Annotated in this window: 19 protein-coding genes and 1 pseudogene; 18 read left to right on the forward strand and 2 right to left on the reverse strand. The window is 45.3% G+C overall.

All coding sequences use genetic code 11. The features are described from left to right. Positions 1-105: 105 nt before the first annotated feature. Both I4W93_RS01570 and I4W93_RS01575 read right to left on the reverse strand, forming a co-directional pair. Positions 106-1662, reverse strand: a complete 1557-nt coding sequence (locus I4W93_RS01570; protein WP_205310184.1) for a peptide MFS transporter — start codon at positions 1660-1662, stop codon at positions 106-108. A gap of 148 nt (positions 1663-1810) precedes the next feature. Beyond that, positions 1811-2110 (reverse strand): DUF6170 family protein, encoded by a 300-nt coding sequence (locus I4W93_RS01575; protein ID WP_205310183.1) that lies wholly within the window; start codon positions 2108-2110, stop codon positions 1811-1813. A 101-nt stretch (positions 2111-2211) separates the two neighbouring features. Here I4W93_RS01575 and wecB point away from each other — a divergent pair, with 101 nt between their 5' ends. The 18 genes and pseudogenes from wecB (at position 2212) to I4W93_RS01660 (ending at position 21716) form a co-directional block, all read left to right on the forward strand. Continuing rightward, entirely contained in the window at positions 2212-3348 is a 1137-nt protein-coding gene (wecB, locus tag I4W93_RS01580) for a non-hydrolyzing UDP-N-acetylglucosamine 2-epimerase (RefSeq protein WP_205310182.1), read from the forward strand. A 17-nt stretch (positions 3349-3365) separates the two neighbouring features. Then, positions 3366-4370: an SDR family oxidoreductase gene (locus tag I4W93_RS01585; protein WP_205310181.1), complete on the forward strand. Its 1005-nt coding sequence runs from the start codon at positions 3366-3368 to the stop codon at positions 4368-4370. Between the two features lie 56 nt (positions 4371-4426). Beyond that, a complete protein-coding gene (gene tviB, locus I4W93_RS01590) occupies positions 4427-5716 on the forward strand; it encodes a Vi polysaccharide biosynthesis UDP-N-acetylglucosamine C-6 dehydrogenase TviB (RefSeq protein WP_205310180.1) in 1290 nt (429 codons plus the stop codon). Positions 5717-5887: 171 nt separating this feature from the next. Beyond that, positions 5888-8683, forward strand: coding sequence for an SLBB domain-containing protein (locus I4W93_RS01595; protein WP_205310179.1), 2796 nt, complete (start codon positions 5888-5890; stop codon positions 8681-8683). 27 nt (positions 8684-8710) lie between these two features. After that, entirely contained in the window at positions 8711-9130 is a 420-nt protein-coding gene (gene gspG / locus I4W93_RS01600) for a type II secretion system major pseudopilin GspG (RefSeq protein WP_205310178.1), read from the forward strand. Between the two features lie 11 nt (positions 9131-9141). Further along, positions 9142-10839 carry a GspE/PulE family protein gene (locus I4W93_RS01605; protein ID WP_224673214.1) on the forward strand — a complete coding sequence of 566 codons (1698 nt, stop codon included), beginning with the start codon at positions 9142-9144 and terminating at the stop codon, positions 10837-10839. After that, positions 10839-10952 (forward strand): annotated as a pseudogene (locus I4W93_RS20600) (hypothetical protein); the annotation flags it as partial. The gene I4W93_RS01605 and the pseudogene I4W93_RS20600, both read left to right, overlap by 1 nt. A gap of 3 nt (positions 10953-10955) precedes the next feature. Further along, entirely contained in the window at positions 10956-12029 is a 1074-nt protein-coding gene (locus I4W93_RS01610; protein WP_205310177.1) for a type II secretion system F family protein, read from the forward strand. Further along, complete coding sequence (locus I4W93_RS01615) at positions 12016-12435, forward strand: pilus assembly FimT family protein (RefSeq protein ID WP_224673216.1); 420 nt, start codon at positions 12016-12018, stop codon at positions 12433-12435. The genes I4W93_RS01610 and I4W93_RS01615 overlap by 14 nt, the downstream gene beginning before the upstream one ends. Beyond that, positions 12404-12805: a PulJ/GspJ family protein gene (locus I4W93_RS01620; RefSeq protein WP_205310175.1), complete on the forward strand. Its 402-nt coding sequence runs from the start codon at positions 12404-12406 to the stop codon at positions 12803-12805. The genes I4W93_RS01615 and I4W93_RS01620 overlap by 32 nt, the downstream gene beginning before the upstream one ends. Beyond that, on the forward strand, positions 12784-13464 hold the full coding sequence (locus tag I4W93_RS01625; protein ID WP_205310174.1) for a PulJ/GspJ family protein: 681 nt from the start codon (positions 12784-12786) through the stop codon (positions 13462-13464). Before I4W93_RS01620 ends, I4W93_RS01625 begins: the two co-directional genes overlap by 22 nt. After that, complete coding sequence (locus tag I4W93_RS01630) at positions 13454-14350, forward strand: type II secretion system protein GspK (RefSeq protein WP_205310173.1); 897 nt, start codon at positions 13454-13456, stop codon at positions 14348-14350. Before I4W93_RS01625 ends, I4W93_RS01630 begins: the two co-directional genes overlap by 11 nt. Then, the gene (locus tag I4W93_RS01635; protein WP_205310172.1) at positions 14347-15408 is read left to right on the forward strand and encodes a hypothetical protein; all 1062 of its coding nucleotides are present in this window, start codon (positions 14347-14349) and stop codon (positions 15406-15408) included. Before I4W93_RS01630 ends, I4W93_RS01635 begins: the two co-directional genes overlap by 4 nt. Beyond that, positions 15405-15953 carry a hypothetical protein gene (locus I4W93_RS01640; RefSeq protein ID WP_205310171.1) on the forward strand — a complete coding sequence of 183 codons (549 nt, stop codon included), beginning with the start codon at positions 15405-15407 and terminating at the stop codon, positions 15951-15953. The genes I4W93_RS01635 and I4W93_RS01640 overlap by 4 nt, the downstream gene beginning before the upstream one ends. Beyond that, complete coding sequence (locus tag I4W93_RS01645; protein ID WP_205310170.1) at positions 15950-16426, forward strand: hypothetical protein; 477 nt, start codon at positions 15950-15952, stop codon at positions 16424-16426. The genes I4W93_RS01640 and I4W93_RS01645 overlap by 4 nt, the downstream gene beginning before the upstream one ends. 14 nt (positions 16427-16440) lie before the next feature. Next, positions 16441-18429 carry a secretin GspD/PilQ domain-containing protein gene (locus I4W93_RS01650; RefSeq protein WP_205310169.1) on the forward strand — a complete coding sequence of 663 codons (1989 nt, stop codon included), beginning with the start codon at positions 16441-16443 and terminating at the stop codon, positions 18427-18429. A gap of 312 nt (positions 18430-18741) precedes the next feature. Continuing rightward, a complete protein-coding gene (locus tag I4W93_RS01655; RefSeq protein WP_205310168.1) occupies positions 18742-20667 on the forward strand; it encodes a hypothetical protein in 1926 nt (641 codons plus the stop codon). A 140-nt stretch (positions 20668-20807) separates the two neighbouring features. Next, entirely contained in the window at positions 20808-21716 is a 909-nt protein-coding gene (locus I4W93_RS01660; RefSeq protein ID WP_205310167.1) for a Wzz/FepE/Etk N-terminal domain-containing protein, read from the forward strand. Positions 21717-21720: the final 4 nt, after the last annotated feature.

The raw sequence follows: 21720 nt of genomic DNA on the forward strand, positions 1-21720 counted from the left end.
GGCGTAGCCAACCTGTAGGGGCGCATTATTGCGCCTACTAGTTTACACACAATCAGCGATAAAAAAGGGCGTAATAATACGCCCCCTACATTAACGTTCTGCGGCTCAATGCACGCCGTGCATGCGCTTTTTCAGCCAGGGGCTGATACACAGCATAAACACACCAATACCAATACCAACATACAACAAAAAGCTGAACAGTTCGGTGTAGCCAGCCAATGCAGCACTTACGTCAACCACTTCGCCGGCCGGTACTTCAATAGCCGCCAGTTTTGCCAGTTGGGTGGCTAACAGTTCTGAGTATGCTGTAGCCAGGAACCAGGCGCCCATCATTACACCAACCACTTTATGCACCGCCAGCTTGGTTACGGCTGATAAGCCAACCGGTGACAAACACAGCTCGCCCATGGTGTGTAACATATAAGCCAGTACCATCCAGCCTGCACCAACCATACCCGCTTCATTCGGGAACTGCGCACCCAGTACCAATGCACCAAAACCTAAACCGGCCTGCATAATACCCAAAGCAAATTTAACCGGGGTGCTGGGTTCCAAGTTGCGTTTAGCCAGGAAAATCCACAGCCAAGCAAAAAATGGTGCCAGGGTGATAATAAACATTGGGTTTAGAGCGCCATATTGGCCGGCAGTGGTTTCAAAACCAAACACATTGCGGTCCATTACGCGATCAGCATATAAGGTCATCGAAGACGCCGACTGCTCAAACAGTGCCCAGAACACCACTGTTGAAATGGTCAGCACTATTAATACCATCATGCGGTCACGTTCTTCTTTGGTACACTGTGTAACCATAAACCAAATAATACCTACCAACACCACCAAGGATAATCCCAACAGGGTGTTATGCACCACCGGGTTATACTGCACCAATTGCCACACAACAAACAGTGCTGGTAAGGTTGCCAGATAAATCAGCCATTCGCGGTCAATGCCGGCAAATACTTTTTCTTTCAGCAAGCCTGGATTAGAGGGTTCTGCATAGCCATACAGGTATTTCTGCCCGGCTAAAAACACAATTAAACCCAATACCATACCAATACCGGCTAAGCCAAAACCGTAGCCCCAGCCATAACTTTCGCCTATGTAGGTAACCAGTAAAGTTGCAATAAAAGAGCCGGTATTAATACCCATGTAAAAGATAGTAAAGCCTGAATCCCGCCGTGCATCTTCTTTACCGTACAGTTGGCCGACAATAGTAGAGATATTTGGCTTTAAAAAGCCGACACCCATAATAATCAGCGCCAGTGAGAAGTAAAATACCTGTATGGCACCAGTATCTTGTACTACCACACCATCCTGAAGGTAGGCTTGGAAGCCCTCATAGGCCAGGCCAAGGTGACCTAAACAAAGCAAAATGGCACCAAAGGTTACGGCTTTACGCATACCTAAATAGCGGTCGGCTAACATGCCGCCAATGACTGGCATGGCGTACACTAAACCAGCATAGCTACCCAACACATCAAGGCCACCTGCATCACTGAATAAGTGATACTTTGTTAAATACAACAACAGCAAATATTTCATGCCGTAAAAAGAAAAGCGTTCCCACATTTCGGTGAGAAAGCACACATATAGCCCGACCGGATGGCCGAGAAATTGCGGCTGATTGGCTGGCGCCACCGCAGCAGTGCTTGATTCAGTCATGGATTCCCCAGTTTTTATTAGAATTATTTGCTTCATTATTCAGCTAGAAGCTTGCCGGATTATGCAGATGTTAGCCGGGAATGTCATCACTGCTACTGGGGCAATAAGTTGAAAAGCACAAAAATCGCCGTTATTGCGCTGGTTTTGGTTAAGATGGGTACAATTGTTTGCGCAACCGGGCAAAATCTTTTTGACACAAGGCAAACGTCAGCGGCCGGGTAATCGCCGGATAAGCCACTATTAGTAACACTATGTAGCCTGCAATTGCCCAACCATCAGCGCGGGCGATCAGTAAAAACAGGGGTATTAACACCAGCAGTTTAATAATGTTCAGGGTGATTTTTGTTGGCACAGGTAAGTTGTCTGCTGCCTTGCGGATCACGGCCATGCGCTGAGCAAAGCTTAAGCCAACAAGTTCAGGAATATTCCTGCTGTTCAAATATAACATGGTAGAGTCCTCTAGTTCTGTGCGTTAGTTTACCGGTTGTGGCTATCGCTTTAAAAGCGCTTTTGGTAAGCTTTACGCCATTAAAGGAATAGGGATCTGTGATGATTAAAGTTCTCAGTGTGTTCGGTACCCGGCCCGAAGCGATAAAAATGGCGCCACTAGTTAATTTACTGAAACAACAAACGGATATTGACAGTCGGGTCTGCGTTACCGGGCAGCATCGTGAAATGCTGGATCAGGTATTGCAGTTATTTGCCATAAAACCAGAATACGATCTGGCTATTATGAAAGCGGGCCAGGATTTATATGATGTAACCACCAGTATACTGCTGAACATTAAACCGGTACTGCGCGAGTTTAAACCTGACGTGGTATTAGTGCACGGTGATACCAGTACTACCTTTGCCGCCGCATTAGCCTGCTACTACGAAAAAATTGCTGTGGGCCATGTCGAAGCAGGTTTACGTACGGGCAATATTTACAGCCCGTGGCCGGAGGAGGCGAACCGTAAGCTTACCGGTGCTATTACGCGCTTTCATTTTGCACCTACCGACACATCCAAACAAAATTTACTCAATGAGCAGGTTAACCCGGCACATATTGTGGTAACCGGTAATACCGTTATTGATGCGCTGGTGCAGGTAGTGGCAAAAATTGAAGATGATGCCGTGCTAAGTAAGCGCTTTGCCGATGCCTTTCCGTTTGGTCAGCATGGCAGACGGCTTATTTTGGTCACCGGCCATCGTCGTGAAAGTTTCGGCGCCGGTTTTGACAATATCTGTGCGGCACTAAAACAAATTGCCGACGACTTTCCAGATTGCGATATCGTTTATCCGGTGCATCTAAATCCAAATGTGCGTGAACCGGTATTCCGTTTATTGTCAGCGGCAGCCAACGTACACTTAATTGAGCCGCAGGATTATCTGCCCTTTGTTTATTTGATGAGTCGCAGCACTGTGGTGCTAACTGATTCTGGCGGTATCCAGGAAGAAGCGCCGTCGTTGGGCAAACCTGTGCTGGTGATGCGGGATACTACAGAGCGGCCGGAAGCCGTTGCCGCAGGTACAGTGAAACTAGTGGGTACAGACCGGGCAAAAATTGTAGCAGAAGTTACTAAACTGCTGACGGATAAGGCATACTATGACAGCATGAGTTTCGCCCATAACCCTTATGGCGATGGACAAGCTTGCCAGCGCATTATAGATGTTATTAAAACAGCTGTCGGCGTAACACGCTAACAGACGGAGACAAGAATATGGATATTCTGCAGCAATTGCAGCAAGCGCCTAAACGCTGGTTAGTTACCGGCTGCGCTGGATTTATTGGTTCTAACTTATTAGAAACCTTGTTAAAGGCCAATCAAAACGTAGTAGGGTTAGACAATTTTGCTACTGGCCATCAGCGTAACCTCGACGAAGTGCAATCATTGGTTAGCCCACAACAATGGGCAAATTTTAACTTTATCAATGGTGATATCCGTCAGCTCGACGACTGTCACCGAGCGTGCAGTGGGGTAGACTATGTACTGCATCAAGCTGCGCTTGGCTCAGTGCCGCGTTCTATAAACGACCCTATAACAACCAATGCGACTAATATTAGCGGCTTTTTAAATATGTTGGTTGCGGCGCGCGATGCGGGCGTGAAACGGGTGGTTTATGCGGCGTCTAGCTCTACCTATGGTGACCATCCAGCCCTGCCAAAAGTTGAAGATGTTATTGGTAAGCCGCTGTCGCCGTACGCTATTACCAAGTATGTCAATGAGTTATACGCTGATGTGTTTTCACGCAGTTATGGTTTCCACAGTATTGGCCTGCGCTACTTTAACGTTTTTGGTCCACGACAGGACCCTAACGGCGCTTATGCCGCCGTGATACCGAAGTGGACAGCCGCTATGATTGCCGGCGAAGACGTAGTGATAAATGGTGATGGTGAAACCAGCCGCGATTTCTGTTTTGTCGCAAATGCCGTACAAGCTAACATTCGGGCCGCGTTGGCCACTATAGCGCATAGCGAAGTCTTTAATGTTGCCTTGGGCGATCGTACTACGCTGAACGAATTATTTACTGCACTGGCACAAAGCCTGGCAGACAATGGCATTACATATAACAAAGCTGCGCAGCATGCTGATTTTCGCGCCGGCGATGTGCGCCACTCGCAAGCTGACATCAGCAAAGCCAGGGCAGCCATCGGCTATGCGCCGCAATTCCGTATTCGTGATGGTTTAGCGCTGGCGATGCCGTGGTATATTGCGCAGCAATAAACACAAACGGCCTACTTTTAATTATTGAGTAAATGGACTTACACAGGATTTACAGCATGAAAAACGTAGCACATAGCGTAGAGCAAAGTACCATCGCCATTATCGGCCTTGGCTATGTTGGGTTGCCGCTGGCAGTAGAATTTGGTAAACATTACGCAACCATTGGCTTTGATATTAATCAGGCCCGCATTAGTGAACTAAATCGTGGTGAAGATCATACGCTGGAAGTCAGCCCTGAAGAGCTGGCCGAGGCAACACGATTAAGTTACAGCGCCGATTTAGCCGATTTAGCCCGTGCCAATGTCTATATTGTCACGGTACCTACGCCAATTGATGAGCATCGCCAACCCGATTTAACGCCGCTGATTAAAGCTTCAGAGACCTTGGGCAAAGTGATTAAAGCCGGTGACGTGGTAATTTACGAGTCCACCGTTTACCCGGGTGCCACAGAAGAAGATTGTATCCCGGTAATCGAGCGGGTGTCGGGACTTAAATATAATGTCGACTTCTTTGCCGGTTATAGCCCTGAGCGTATTAACCCGGGTGATAAAGAGCACCGTGTTACAACCATTAAAAAAGTGACCTCTGGCTCCACACCAGATATTGCTGAATTTGTCGATAGCTTGTATCGCAGCATTATCATCGCCGGTACTTATAAAGCCAGCTCAATCCGGGTAGCAGAAGCGGCAAAAGTGATTGAAAATACTCAGCGTGATTTAAACATTGCCCTAATCAACGAACTGGCAGTAATTTTCAACAAATTAGGCATTGATACGGAAGAAGTATTGATAGCCGCGGGCACAAAGTGGAACTTTTTACCCTTTCGTCCAGGTTTAGTTGGTGGCCACTGCATCGGTGTCGACCCTTACTATTTAACGCATAAAGCTCAATCAATAGGCTATAACCCTGAGGTTATACTGGCAGGGCGGCGTATTAACGATAGCATGGGACGCTATGTGGTTAACGAGTTGGTCAAAGCTATGATCAAGCGTCGTATTCACGTGGCCGGCGCCAAGGTGCTGGTTATGGGCTTAACCTTTAAAGAAAACTGCCCGGATATCCGCAACACCAAGGTAGTTGATATTCTTAGCGAGCTGCAAGAATACGGAGTAACGGCTGACGTATTCGATCCCTGGGTGGATACTGCAGAAGCGCAGCATGAATATGGCATAACGCCAATTTCAAGCCCGGAACAACACAGTTATGATGCCATTATTCTGGCCGTAGGCCACAAGCAGTTCCGCGAATTGGGTTCCGAAGGCATTAAAAAATTGTGTAACAACAACAGTGTTATTTATGACTTGAAGTATATCTTGCCTGCTGGTGAAAGTGACCTTCGGTTATAACCTGACCCGCTTTGGCCATCTGATAATTGCAGCTTACTATGGCAAAGTAGGCTGCAAAATACCTGTCGATAAAATCGGAGAAAAACGGTAGAGTAACGCCTTATTTGCTTGGGCAAAAATCGTTTTTTCAGACACACCACGCCAGACAGCAAGGGATCCCGGAGCCTTATTGTGAAAAATTTAGTTTTGTTGCTGACGTTAGTTACGGCATTAGTTTCACCTGTAACCCTATCTCAAGCCATTACGCCCTCACCGGCGATGATTGAACAGTTAAAAAATTTACCTCGAGCAGAGCAGGAAAAAATTGCCCGGCAATATGGCATAAATCTGACGCAGCTCACTAATGTGATGCCACAGCAAAACAACGATGCGATAAACGAAAATGACTCACCGCGCATAATGCAGCGCCAGTCTACAGTGCCTTCAGCCAAAGTTGAGCAACCTGATTTTGAGCCAGACCAGCCGGTACGTTTTGGTTTAAAGCTGTTTGACGCACAGATCAGTAGTTTTGCGTCGCTATCCGCCATGCCAGTACCCGATAGCTATCGTTTAGGCCCAGATGACAGCATACAACTGCAGCTGTACGGCAAAGTAAATCAGCAATATGAGCTTAGCGTCAACCGGGAAGGGGAGTTGCAGATCCCCGAACTGGGTAATGTCGTTGTCGCCGGTCTGAGTTTTCCTGAGGTGCAGCAACTGATCAGCGAAAAAGTAGGCCAGGCGATGTTAGGTGTCAAAGTCGCAGTCAGTATGGGTAAGCTAAGGTCGATAAACGTCTTTATTGCCGGTGAAGCCAAGCATCCCGGCACCTATACATTGTCTGCGCTCTCTAGTGTTACGCAGGCGTTGTTTGCTGCCGGTGGTGTCAGTGATATTGGTAGCTTGCGGCAAATACAGGTAAGGCGACAGGGCAAACTAGCAGCAGAATTTGATTTGTACGCATTGCTGTTACAGGGCAAAGCCGAGGGAGACATAGCGCTGCAACATGGCGACGTTATATTCGTCAGCACCCTTGAGGGGGTTGCTCAGGTTGATGGTGAAGTTAGACGGCCCGCGTTGTTTGAAATTAAGCCCGGTGAGACCATTAGCAATTTGTTGAGCATGGCAGGCGGTGTTAATCCCGACGGCTATAACAAGTCCGCCACGCTCGAGCGTTTAAACAAACAGCGGCAGCGCGAATTAGTGAATATTGACCTCACCGTTGAGCGCGATCTTAAACGTAAGCTGCAAGCCGGTGACTTTCTTAAAGTTAATAGAGTGTCGCCGCGGGTGAATAACCAGGTGGCTCTGTTAGGTGCTGTGGTACGGCCAGGCTTTTACGCCTACCAGCCTGACATGCGTATTAGCGGCCTTATTCGTTCATTATGGGGTGACTTGCACGCCACCGCTGATCCAGATTATGGTTTGGTATTGCGTCAGGAAAACCTTAATCAACCCGATATCAGTGTGTTGCAGTTTAACGTTAGCAAAGCCGTTAATGCCCCGGGGTCAGAATATGATGTAGCGTTAGCTCCAGGTGACAAAGTACTGGTGTTTAATTACGCAAACGACAGCTACCAACGTACGCATTTGAAAATGCATTTTACTAAGCAGTATCAACGGCAGCAGTCTTATCAGCAAGAATTTGCCAGTTTGCAGGATTTTGAGCAACAAGCCACCGATGTGTTGTCAGCAGAAGCATTACAACAAAATAAGCAACGCACCCATGTGGCTGACATGCGGATAAATGACAATTTATCACCGTCTAACAACACAAAAGCCAAACCCGATTTTGAACCATTGTCGATAGAAGAGATGCGCTATCAACAACAGGATTGGCTGAAAGAATCGTTTCGTATTTTTCTTAGCCAGATCCTTTATGACAAGACGCTAATGCACCTTTCACCGCACCTTACCCGTCGAGAATTGCTGTATCCGGTGTTACAACAATTGAATAAGCAAGCCCGCAATGGAAATCAGCCGCATATTGCCAGCATCACCGGCGAAGTAATGGTGCCTGGTGAATATCCCCTGGCAATTAATACCGATTTGTATCAGCTGATTAGTGCTGCCGGCGGCGTAAAAGCTTCAGCTAACTTAGCGCGCGCCGAATTAACACGTTACTGGAAAGAAGATAGCGATAATCAGACACGACAAGTTACCCATTTGGATGTGTCGTTAACTGCGGTACTGAACAAAGACCAAGTCGTAGGCCTGCAAAGTAGAGACAACCTGAATGTGTTCGCTTTGCCAGACTGGAATCAAGCGCGGGTAGTCGAAGTGCGCGGCGAAGTGCGCTTCCCCGGGCGTTATCCGGTGCGCAGTGGCGAAACACTATCGTCATTGTTAAGCCGAGCTGGAGGGCTTACATCAGGTGCGTTTACACAAGGCGCAGTATTTACCCGCGAAATGATTAAGGAACGCGAAAAGCTACAACTTAATAAATTACTGGAACAATTAAAAGCTGATGTCGCAACCAGGGCGTTATCTGCTGAGAAAAGCATGATTAATCCGGCCGATGCTATTGCGATGGTAAAAGAGTTACAAAACCAAACACCGGTTGGCCGCTTTGTCGTTGATTTGCCCGGGGTAATATCAGGTAATGTGAATGCAGATCTGGAGCTCGAAGAGGGTGATGTATTATATATTCCGCGCAAAAATACCGCTGTTACTGTGGTAGGCGAAGTTCAGCACGCCAGCAGCCATCGTTACAAATCCGGCATGAGTGTAGACTATTACCTGCAGCAAGCTGGTGGTTTTCGTAAACGTGCTGATGAGGATGCGGTGTACGTAATACGTGCCGACGGTTCTGTGATGTTACCGGAACAAGGTCGCTGGTTTGCTGTCAATAGCAATGAGCTGGCTCCAGGTGACACTATTGTGGTACCTCTGGATACTGAATATAAAGATAATTTGAGCCTATGGTCTCAGGTCACACAAATTTTCTATCAAAGTGCAGTTGCGTTGGTCGCAATCAGTTCGTTGTAGAATGTATATCAATGTTTGGGAGTTAAGATGTTAAGTCAACGCGTTATTAAATCGTCAGTACGTCGTGGTTTCACGTTAATCGAGTTACTTATCGTTATGGTGATCCTTGGTCTGCTGGCATCGTTGGTGGCGCCCGAAATGTTTTCAAAAGTAGACTCATCACAGCGTAAAACCGCCACCGCGCAGATGCAGATGCTACAAACCGCAATTTCAGCCTACCGTTTAGACACCGGTACCTACCCTGCGTCGTTAAGCGAATTAAGACAGTCCGAGCACGCGCGTTGGGACGGCCCATATTTACCCAAAGATGTGCCGCTTGACCCTTGGGGCAACGCTTATATCTACAGATTTCCTGGCAGCGGCTCTGCAGCGTATGACTTGCTAAGTTATGCCGCCGATGGCCGAGAGGGCGGAGAAGAACTTAACGCTGATATTTTCGTTGAGTAACTGAGCGTATTATGTCGAATGTCGATTCTCAAATGTCTGATGTTTCACCTACCGGTGGTATTGCGAGTTATTTGCTTAGCTGCAATATCATTAGTGACGAGCAGTTGCAACGAGCCTTGGAATATCGTCGTCAGTTAGGCGGCCGGGTTGAGCACATTCTGGTCAACCTTGGTGTTATGCAGCAAGAAGAGCTAGCGTCAGTTTATTCAGGTTATCTTGATTTACCTCTTTATGTTCACGATGCCACTAGTGTTAGCTTACCAGCGGGTTTTTTTAGTCAGCTCGACCTAGAGCAGGCTATTCGGCAAAAGGCGCTGCCATTTAAGCAAGATGACGACGTTATTTTTCTAGCCGTAACAGACCCGTTCTATTTGCCGCTATATGATTTTTGGGGGCGATATTTTGCTGAAGTTAAGGTATGTGTGTGTCGTCAGGCTGATTTTGACGCTTTGCGTGTATTCTTACAGGCAGAGCAAAGTCAGGATGTGTATGGCGAAGGGCAAGGCCTCAATGAGCTTGAGCGTTTACGTGAATTAGCCTTTGGCGCGCCTACAGTCAATTTGGTGAATAATCTTATTGTGCGAGGGATCAAGCTTAGGGCATCAGATATGCACCTCGAGCCACTAGCCGGGCGTTATAGAGTGCGCTACAGGGTAGATGGTATGTTGCATGCGGGGGATTCCATTCCAATGGACTTGCAATTGGGTGTGGTGTCTCGGATAAAGATTCTGTCCGGTATGGATATCGCCGAGCGGCGCAAACCGCAAGATGGCAAAATTGAAACCAGCGTCGCCGGCAAAGCACTAGACATCCGGGTGTCTTCTTTACCCCTAGGTGAAGGTGAAAGCGTGGTAATGCGTTTTCTGGTAAAAGACGCAGTACGGTTCGATTTAACCGCTGTGGGTTATGAGCAGGATCTTATTGACCATATCAGCAAAGATTTGACCAGAACTACCGGTGTTATCCTGATGACTGGCCCTACTGGTTCAGGTAAAACTACCAGCCTGTATTCGTTTTTATCACGGCTTAATCAGCCACACGTCAAAATTATTACCCTCGAAGACCCCATCGAATACCAGCTTGACGGGATTAATCAGGTACAGGTAAATGCGGATATCGGCTTTGATTTCTCTCGCGGCCTGCGCAGTATAGTGCGACAAGACCCAGACATTATCATGGTGGGTGAGATCCGTGATCAGGAAACAGCACGCATTGCTATGCAGTCGTCGCTTACCGGGCACTTAGTGTTTAGCACTGTGCATACCAATGATGCACCAACCACCTTTACCCGACTAATTGACTTAGGTGTAGAAGAATTTTTATTAAATGCGTCGGTTATTTCGGTAATGGCACAACGGCTTGTCAGGCAGTTATGCCCACATTGTAAAGCCGCTGATCCGCAACAAGAACGTTTGCTGCAGTTACCCGAGCTCAATCAGCTGGTACCGTTGTTAAGCCAGCCGGTAAATATTTGTCAGGCAACGGGATGTGAAAAATGTGGTGGTAGCGGTTATTTTGGTCGTTTGGCCATTCTGGAATACTTGCCTAATGACGAAGAAATGCAAAGTTTTGCTAAAGATCAGCATTTTATGGCAAAAGTCAGTGGTTATCGGCAAAAGCATCAACTTAGAACACTCAAGCAAGACGGTTTGCTAAAAGTACTAAAAGGTACCACGACGCTTGACGAAGTAATGCGGGTTGCAGGGTAATGGAAATTTGGCAGTATGAAGCATTAGACAACAATGGCGGGCGTGTTAAAGGTCGGGTGAAAGCCATTAACAAGGTTGCAGCTTTGCTGGCAGTCAGTCAGCAACAGCTGACACCGTTGACCGTTGCCCCGCTAAAGGTTACTGATGGTTTTTTTAAAAGTATCTCTGCAGCCGAGCTAGAGCAGTTAACGTCTGAATTGTCTATTTTATTACGCAATGGGGTACAGTTGGACCGTGCGCTTGAAATGATGGCTCAAGCTAATCCAAATGCTACAATAGCAGCTCTTTTGGCTGATTTAACTGAACAAGTTCGTGCTGGTACCCCCTTACACAAGGCATTTAGTTGTTACAGTCGTTATTTCGACAATTTATACTGTGAAATGGTACGCATTGGTGAAGAGTCTGGGAAATTAGCTGAGACCTTACAACGACTTACCCAAAATCTAAAATTTCAAAACGAATTGCGTAGTAAGGTTACACAAGCATTGGTTTACCCTGGATTTATTATGGCAGTATGCTTGGTTTCATTATTTGCTATTTTTAATTTTATCGTGCCTAGTATGGAAGGGTTGTTTAGCAATAGAGATGATCTCCCCGCTTATACCGCATTTTTATTATCATCCAGTGCTTTTGTACGTGAAAATCAAATGCTTATTATTGGCAGCTTTGTCGTTTTTGTTTTTTTTGTATTGAGTAGCAGTCGCAAGCCCTGGTTTCGAAGCATGATGCTAGCGGTTGCCGCCAAGACACCTGTAATTCGCAGCGGTTTGTTACTGAGTGAGCGGATCCGTTTTGTGTCGGCAATGCAGCTTATGTTGCAAAGTGGCCTGCCGTTGTCTCAATCACTGCATTTTGCTCAAGGGGTGTTTGTCAGCCCGGCTATGGGGTTACAAGTTCGCCGGGTGAAGGATGACATTGCGCACGGTCAAATGCTATCACAGTCACTTGCCTCCACGGAATTGTTAGAACCGGTAATGATGTCATTGATTAAAGTAGGCGAAGAAAGCGGTAACTTAGAGACGGTATTTGCAGAAATTAATAATAGAGCGCGTTGGCGTTTTGAACAATGGGCGTTAAAACTTACCAGTATGTTAGAGCCATTGCTAATTATTATTATGGGTGGGCTGGTTGGTTCTGTTGTCGTAACAATGCTCCTTAGCATAGTGTCCACATCAGATGTCCCTATATAGATACAACAAACTCAATGGCTTTACACTTATTGAACTACTCATTGTCATGACTATTTTGGCTTTGACGTTGGCGCTGGTTATACCTTTTAGCGTTAAGCAAGTGGATAATTCACTAGCCCGATCTGAGCGGCAGATGGTTGTTTTAATGCTGAACCGGTCAGCAGACTTAAGTTTACTGCGTTCAGCACCTGTTAGGTTAAAACTTGCCGGGCGAAAAATCTCGGAACATGCTGTTGAAACACCTCGGGAGTTAGCTTTGGACTTTATCAGTTTTACAACTGAAACAGAACTCACTATTCGGCCTTTAGGCCTGATTAATCCCGTGCAAATAGAGGCTGTAATTGACGGTCAGTATTGGCTATTGAAGGTAGAAAATGACAAAGCAATCTGGACTCACCTTAATTGAGGTGCTTATTGCATCGCTTATTCTATTTATGGTGTTAGGTGTTGCAGCGTCTTTTTTTCAGCAACAGGTACTAGTTCAGCGCCAATCACAAAGATATGTTCAGCTTGCTGCTCAACAAAACAATATCTTAAATAGAATTCAATTCAGTTTTAGAGAAGGCGTAAATGAAGGTGAAATTATTGTCGGCAACAGCAAATATAATTGGAAGGCAACAGCAGTAGTTAAACGCTCACAGTATGGCGGCGCCGGGGAAGGGTTTAGCACTCAATCTTCACGTATCGTGACTTTATATAATATTGAAGTACAAGGCGAAACTGCTTCAGCAAATTATCAATTTAGGCTGGTAAGATGGAACGACAAAGCGGTTTAACCTTAATTGAGATGTTAGTCTCGCTGGTGTTGTTGGCATCAGTGTTAACCTTATCGTCCGAAGCATATCGTTTTTACATTGAGGGCGCCCAGCGAGATAGCAAAGGTCTAGCCCAAGAGTTTGATAAATTGCGAAATCAGCAATTGCTATCAAATCAGTTTGGTAGTGCAGTGCTCTATTACGCCAATTATGACTCAGTTAACGCGCCTTTATTTGTCGGTGAACAAAGTAAGGTCATGTGGATAAGTCAAACATCTGTGCAATCGTCGTTAACGTCATCGTTATCGGTATTAACTATTCAAGACGGCAAGCTGCTATATTGCGAGCAGTTGTTAGCTGACACCATTATTCGACGAGTGCCTGAAAACCCAGACCAAGTCTGCAGCGTGTTTAGTGTTGAAATAGCTAAAACTGAAGCTGTTAAATTTAGTTACTATGGATGGTCTAGTGTATTGGCGCAACTAGATGGCGATACAAGCAGTTACGCTATTAGAGGTGCTCCAGAGTGGTCATCTACTTATTTGGGAAACCAGACCGGCTCTTTACCCCTCTATATTAGCGTCGAGTCTGAGGTAAATAGTGAATTAAGTTGGTATTTTCAGTTAGCAGACATTGACCCCTCCAGAGTAAATTACACAGGTGCAAACCATGGTAGTTAAACAACGGGGGGTCGCGTTAATTTTAGTGTTGCTGTTTTCAGCGGTGTTAACAACGGTCATAGTTGTCAATCGATATAAAATGCAGCTCACGCTAGCCATAGGTTATGACAGTAAGAACTATGTTTTGGCAAAGTCGTTGGTGATGTCCAAACGTTCAGAGCTGCAATTTTTATTGGCGACATCAGATTTATGGTTTAATGGCGTCTCGTCTCAGACCCTGTCTTCGTTAGCGTTGCCGGCGGATTTGAATTTTTGGGGAGCAGCGTTTCTATGGGATGATGTTTCTGTCAGTATTAAAGATACGTCAGGCTTGTTGTCATTGATACCCTATGAATCTGAAGCTTGGCGGGCCATGTTAAAGGGATTGCAAATTGGTCATGCAGACAAACTCGTTGATGAGTTAAGTGACTGGATTGATCCGGATGACTTTATTCATCTCAATGGCGCTGAGCAGCAGGATTATCCGGCTGAAGTTTCAGTAAGGAATGGTTTACCGCAAACAATCGACGAAGTACAACAACTCCTTAGCATGGATGAAGATACCTGGCGTAAATTGCATCCAATTATTACCTATATAGGGCCCGGATTTCCTCAAGCCCCTTTTCTTTCAGACCATTTACTCGAAGCGTGGTTAGGTAATGAGCGTGCGAGTCAAACTCGCGAACGACGTAAAGGTAGTAGCGAAAACATTATTGGTAACTATGAGAGCGGCGGTGGTAGTATTGGCGGCCAATATCCGAGCAACCGATTAATGGTTCAAATAAAAGCCACTGTAGGGAACAGTAGCTACCAAGAGTCGTTCACTTTGGTTCGAGGGTTAAGTACTCGTGAGTTTTTATATACAACAGAAGTGAAAGCAGGATTTGCTGAATTGGAGCAACAGTGATTGAGAAATTAAGGGCAATTTTGCAAGGCCAATGGCTTTCTATGCAAATTGAACAGGCAGAGCATTCAACTGTACTTTTTAACTACATTCACCGGCAGTATTACACTGAGTTCACAAAAGATGTTGCAGTATCTTGGAATGAACTGTACCAAGTTATTAAGAATGAAAAGATGATGCTGGAGCAGCGTTTTAGCACGGTGCTTTGGCGTGTTGCTAAGCTTAGCAATGATAAATATCGAATACAGCTTGCTGCGGTGTCTGCAGAGTATTCTGCATTTTTGCCAAAAGGCTTTTGTATTTTAATTCCTGAAACCTGGCTGTTAACTTTTATTGTCCAGCCAGAGCAGCTATTCAGGGTAGAAGGCTCGGAGCCTTACTGGGTGTATAAAAGTGATACTCATACCCTACACACAACGGCTATACGTGGACTAATGCAACCAGAACGTATTTTTTTGGACGCAATAGGCGCCAATAATAGCCAGCCGTCTCAGCTTTTGTCGCTAAATGAAATATTGTTGTCAAGGCCAGTACCCTTACCATGGTACGAACTAATAGGCCTCGTGCACTGGAAAAAAAACGTTCAACAGAAAAATTATGGTTCATTTGCTGCGCTATTTAAGTTTTTTGCCTTACCCATCGCAGCCTACTGCGTTGCTTTAACTATTGGCATAAGTTGGTATGAGTCACGATTACAGGGGCAGGTAACTGAGCTGCGGACTCAGCTAAATACCGTAGCACAACAACAAAATAAGCTAGATGTGAAAGCGCGAATTACCAATGACTATTACCAGCAAATTGACCGGTTTCCTGCCCAATCAAATCTGCTACATAAATTAAGTAGTCTGCTCGGAGACATAGCTGCGTTACAACGTTTAGATATTAGTGGCAGCATCATCGTGTTAACGGGGTCGGCAAAATCTGCAACTGACGTATTGTCAGTGTTAAGTCAGCAGCCTGATATTTCAGAGGTTAAATTCGATCAGGGCGTTCAATCTGTAAATGGTCGCGAACAATTTGTAATTTCACTTGTGCATAAACCAGATCAGGGCGCTGAATGATGATGCAATCATTGGTAAAACATAAACTGGCTTTGACATTGATTGGTATTTTACTGCTGGTTAAATTTTTCTTGTTGCCTTGGCATCAATGGCTGATCGAAAAGGCAGAAAACATTAACCAGCTACGATTTTCTCAGCAGCGACTTGGTGATATCAGCCAACGAAATCAAGAGCTAGAACTGGCTGAACAAAGTATTAGTCAAAAATACGATGCTTTGATGCAGGTACTTGGCTCGTCACAGAGCTCAGCGAATGTTGACTTGCAGCGTCATATTGAAGCTATAGCCGTAAAATATAAAGTAGAAATAACGAATAGGTTGCCAAGAGAAGTGGTAACTACACCGGTTACTCATTTACCAGCAGTGTATTATTTTAATGCAAGACCTGAGCAGATCGCTGCATTTATTTACGAGCTGGAAAGACTTGCACCGAAGATTATTGTCACCAAATTAGCACTGAATAAACGAGGCCCCTCATCGCCAACACTAAGCGCATCAGTGGAGTTGATAATGTTGTTAAAACCTTTGGAGCCAGTCGCTTCATGAGCCAAAATATTGCTAAGTATTTTATAGTAGCCATCTTAATTACTCTGTTAGCGCAAGCTTGGCAATTGTGGAGCACAGCTGAGCAGAGCCAGATTGCAACTCGTGCTACTACATCTGAAGCTCGGCGGCAAACACTGCTGGTTCCGCCTGCTTTTGAGTTTAATAACGATAAATTGTCAATGTTTTTTGGTGTTGAACCCGTAGCTGAACTCGCTACTGAGTCTAATGTAAGCAAGGCTGAGCAAATTAATTTTCGCTTAGTGGCGGTAGATAAACGAGAGGATGGATTTAGAGCGGTTATTGACGCATCGTCAACGAAGCAAGCAAAACAAGTGTTTGTGCGCCAGGGAGATGTGATAGAAGGTTTTACGGTTCAGTCAGTTTCAGCCAAAGAGGTAATATTGGTAGGTGATGAACAAGTAACTCTCAAGCTGTTTTCTCTGCCAGAAGCAAATCTGGCAAAAGGTAGTTAGGAAAATGCATTAATATGAAAAATATAAGTAAGAAAAAGACCACCATGCACTTGGCAATGCTGGTAATGCTAAGCAGTTGTGCCTCCACAACAGAGCCTGTTGATAAAGACCGTTATTCCGATCGCTTTAAAATCGACTCGTCTTTTTTGCGAACAGAGCAACAAGATAATCGAGGTCAGCAGCAGGACGACGCCGATACAATTAGTGACGCTCGTACAACAGAAACGCAAATACGTTCTATGGCAGTACTCGAGAACGGTTCACCACTGCTTATTGAGCCACCACGTTTTGTAAACAACACGCCAATATCCATTGCAATAAACGAAATGGCAGTGCCACAGTTAGCTCACTATGTTTTCGGCGAAATCTTAAAACTAGATTATATACTGTCAGCAGACGTTGAGCGTATGCAAGAGCGTGTCGCGTTGAATATACAGTCTGAGTTAGCGCCACAGCAGCTTTATCAAGTGGTCGCAGAGGTGTTGTCACGTCAAGGTATTGAGTTATACAGCAAAGACAATATTATTTTTCTTAATAAAAAAAGTGGCCGATCAGCTAATCGCTCAGTAGGTATTGGCTCGCGGTTGGAGGATATGCCATCAAGCGGTGACGACATAATACAGCTGGTGCCATACACGTTTAATTCGGCTCGTAACATTATGTCTATTGCCGGCAAGTTAAGTAATGCTACATTAACACCTGATAATAGCAATCGCTTACTTATGGTTGAAGGCAGTCGTAATGACGTTGAGCGTGTATTGCAGATTGTCGAAATGATGGATGTTCCACACGCCAGAGGGCGCGATATTCGTTTGTTTTCTATGGTGTATTTGTCGCCTGATGAGATGATCACTGAAATTAACAAACTAATGGCAGCCGAGGGTATTAACATTACCGAAGACGTGTTGCTTGTTCCATTGATGCGACTAAATAGTGTTGTCGTGTTTGCAACAAACACCACTTTGGGTAACCGCGTGGCTATGTGGGCAAAGACACTCGATGTAGCAACGGGCGGAGAAAAAGAGCGATACTATGTGTACCGTCCAAGTTTTGCCAAAGCAGAAGAGCTAGCTGGCAGCATAGCAAAGCTTACAAATGCATCAAATGAAAAAACTACGGCCAGTTCAGAAGGAAAAGGATTTAAAATATCCGACGATAAATCTCAGAACGCCATCATTATTCACGCAACACCAAGTAAGTACCAGGAGGTATTAACACTGTTGCGGCAACTAGACCGTTTGCCCGGTCAAGTAGCAATGCAAGTTGTCATTGCAGAGGTGGAGCTTGGCGACAATATGTCGCGGGGGATCGATTGGTTCTACAACTCAGCCAATAATGCCAATGGCAGCGCTGTAATGGAACTTAACTCCGGAACTGGCCTGTTTTCTTTCAGTGGTATTAAAGGTGACTGGCGGGTAGCGCTTCGAATGCTAGAGTCACAAACCGACATCAGGGTCTTGTCACGACCTTATCTTGTCGTCAGAGACGGCGAGAGTGCCTCCATTAATTCCGGCCAACAAGTGCCTATAATTACAGAAACAAGTAGCAATGATAACTCGCCTGATACAGTAAGAAATCAAGTACAATATCGCTCTACCGGTGTGTCACTGTCTGTTACTCCGATCATCAATGCGGATGGTTTGGTTAGCTTACAAATAAGTCAGGAAACATCTAAAAGTGAGCCTAATACAACATCGAATATCAGCTCACCGACTATTTCAACCCGCAGTCTTTCTACCAGCATACTTGCTGGCAGTGGGCAAACCGTCATCCTTGGTGGACTAATAAAAGAAGATTTTAACGACACAGAGTCAAGTGTGCCATTACTAGGCAAACTACCACTTTTAGGCCATCTATTCAGAAGTAAAGGCAAGAGCTTTAGTCGCACCGAACTTATGGTGTTAATTACGCCGAGAATAGTGACTCAGACAAATGAATTAGAGGAATTTGGCCGGAAATTGTCTGAATTATATACGATACCTTCACCGTACCAATCCAATTAGGGACAATTTTAAATTTTTTTGCAGATATTTTTTATAATGTTGAAGCAAAAACAGTGATTTAATTTTTTTAGATGTTGACTCTATTGCAACTGGATAGCTATGATTAGCTCCGTCGGTTTTCGGAAGGCGACTTTTGCAGGTGGTGAACGCATGCAAGCGCCGACTGCTGTAATAAGTCGCAGTTTGCAAACCACACTTGGGGGGGTAGCAATGCTGTGGAAATACAGTATGTTGCGTTCCTGGGACACGTGTTCCAATGGTAACCAAGAACAGGTTTCCATAAAATAATTTGGAGAAAATGGAATGAAATTAATGAAAAAAACCCTAGTAAGCGCAGCGATTTTAGCTGGTCTTGCTTCGGCAAATGCTTACGCTGGTACTAAAGCGTGTTTTGAAATCAGTGATGGCCTTGTGTCTGCTGACGTATGGGCAACTATCTATACTGGCGCTGCTTGTGATTATAACCCTGCTGTAGCTGGTATTGATGCGCCAGGTACAGATACCGAACTTGCTACTTCTAGCCCGGTATCTGTAGCACAGGAATTAACTCGTACGTTAAACCTGGCTATCGGTGATGCTGCTTTAGGTCAGTCAGCAGTGCCTTATGCAGATTTAGGTACAGGCGCTCAGCGTCAATTGTTCTTCGTTCCTACCAGTAACATTCCAGGTGGTTCACGGTTTACAGTTGATCTGACAACTAACGCTACTACTGAACGCAATGACGGTAAAGCAGTAAGCTTCCAGGATGACCAGTTATATTTCTTATTGTTAAAAGAAAACCTGGACGGTGCTGGTCAGTTTGTTAGCTTCACGTTAACTAACGTAGCGTCTACTGACGGTGCTGTTAAAGACCAGAGCCAGATCACTTTTGTAGTTGATGCTACTACTAGCATCTCTGCAGGTAGCCGTCTGTTAGTGTCTAGCCTGTCAATCAACCCACAAACCTTCAGTGGCACTCGCGCAGCTGCGCTGGCACAAGCTGATGCGTTCCTGGCTAACTCTGGCGATGTTAAAATCCAGATGTTAGACGATGTAGACTGTAATGCACCTTGGATCAAGATTGCTTCTACAGCTGCTCGTACAGACGGCGGTAGCCGAATTCAGGGCGGTGAATCAGATGCTAAAGACGTAGTATATTCATTTGAACAGTTTACTGGTTTCCACCTGTTAGGCGGTACTAACCCGTTAGTAAACGCTTCAACTCCTGCAGCTCGTGGTGCAGTTGACGCATTAGACCCAGCTCGTTTAACTGAATTCGATCTGAGCTACTCAACTTCTGACTACGTAAACGTAGGCGGTGTTGACGAAGTTCATTACAACAAGATCCTGAACAACGCTCGTCCAAATCTGGACCTGGCTGTTGTAATTCAGAATACTGACAGCTTCATCCTGAAACCAATGTCAACTAAAGACACTCGTGCTGCACGTTTTGTATCACGTGACCGTTTCGGTGTTAACGGCCGTTCAGCTTTCGATCCGTTCTGTTTCTCAACTACTGCAGCGGGTATCGGCGCAGCATGTTCTGCAACTCACACCACGTTAGATACCGAGGAAACTCTGTACTACCGTATGGCTGAGCAGTTCTTAAACGCTGGTGGTATGCAAACTAATACCTACGCTATGGCTGAAGCGCCAGGCGCAACTACTCCTTACGACATGGCGCGTATCATGGGTTATACCTATGATGTGACCTTGAACTGGGGCGTAGAGTTCTCAGCTACTCAACTGAAAGATAAAGCGTTAAGTCGTAGCTGCCGCTTCGACCCGACTTCACACCAAATCCGTGTGAACGGTACTCAGTTAAAAGTGCCTTACGTGTTTAACACAGCAGATCAAATCGTTCGTATCGCGAACGAGCACGATACCACTGCTGAAGTTTATTTCGACATTTATGGCGAAAAAGGCACTGATGCAACTCAAACTGAAAACGTATTTGTTGCAACTATCCCAGCTAACTCAGCTAAAGTATTTACAGCTGACGAACTGGTACGTTTAGCTGTAGCGCAAGGTTATGCTGATGACAAGGCAGAAGGTCGTTCAGACTCTAACCTGACTGGTCAACAGTACCAGAAACGCCACACTATCACGTTCCTGGTAACGGCACCAAGCGACAAGGTACACGGTTTCTCTAACCAAAAAGTACCTGGTGGTCTGGACCGTCAGATCCCAGTTCTGCGTAACGAAGATGAAATTCTGGAAGGTGGCTTAGTTGTTAAGCCGTCAATCTGGAAACAGTAATAGCGATATAATCGTTTTTACTCAAAACCCCCGCATAGCGGGGGTTTTTTATTGGCAAGCTTACTCAGCCTTGTTAGCATAGCCGGTCTTATCTGTTGGCTAAATTTTGTCGCTGTTTTGCGTTGAGGGTTGTGCTTTAAATGAATATTCGCTCTGACAATAATTACGAGATTAATTTGGCTGACATTTGGCAAATTCTGTGGCGAGCTAAAATATTTCTACTTGGGCTTGCCGTTATTACTGCCATCGTATCAATTTGTTATGTTCGCCAGTTGGCTAATATATATGAAGGTAAAGCGGTATTAGTCATCGTTAATAAAGCAGGCTCAAGTTCGCTGGCCAGATTAACTGGGCAATTAGGCGGTTTAGCGTCGTTAGCTGGGATTAACTTAGCTGATAGTGGCGCTGATAAGTCTAAGTTGGCTCTGGAAATTGCTAAATCCCGTGAATTTATCTACCGGATGATTGTTGAGCAGGATATGCTGGTGCCATTAATGGCTGCTACCAGTTGGGATCCACACACCGACACGTTGTACTTGGACGAACGGCTCTATCACGACGGCAAATGGGTAAGAGATGTTGAGTTCCCTTTTGATGCCAAGCCCTCTAGACAAGAAGCATTAAAAGCGTTTGATGAGGTGTTTTTTCTACATCACTCCAAAGAATACGGCACGGTAACAATAACGTTTCAGCATTATTCTGCTACTTTGGCGGCCAAATGGGCGAATGCTTTTGCTCGTATGTTAGACAACGAGATGAAGCAACGCGATGTGCGGGAAGCTCAGCACAGTTTGCAGTATTTGCAAAAACAGTTGGAAAAGACAGAGTTAGAAGCATTGAAACTGGCGTTGTACCAGTTGATAGAAGAGCAAAGTAAAACGCTGATGCTTGCTGAGGTGTCAGAGGAGTATGTGTTTAAACTTATCGACCCGGCAGTGCGTGAACTTTTACCAGCAGCCCCCAAACGAACTTTTATCGTTGTTCTAGCCATTTTACTAGTGCAGTTAATTAGTTGCTTTATCATTTTACTGGTCCGATTAAGACAGTAGCAGA

This window comes from Rheinheimera maricola, assembly GCF_016918075.2.
Taxonomy (GTDB): domain Bacteria; phylum Pseudomonadota; class Gammaproteobacteria; order Enterobacterales; family Alteromonadaceae; genus Alishewanella; species Alishewanella maricola_A.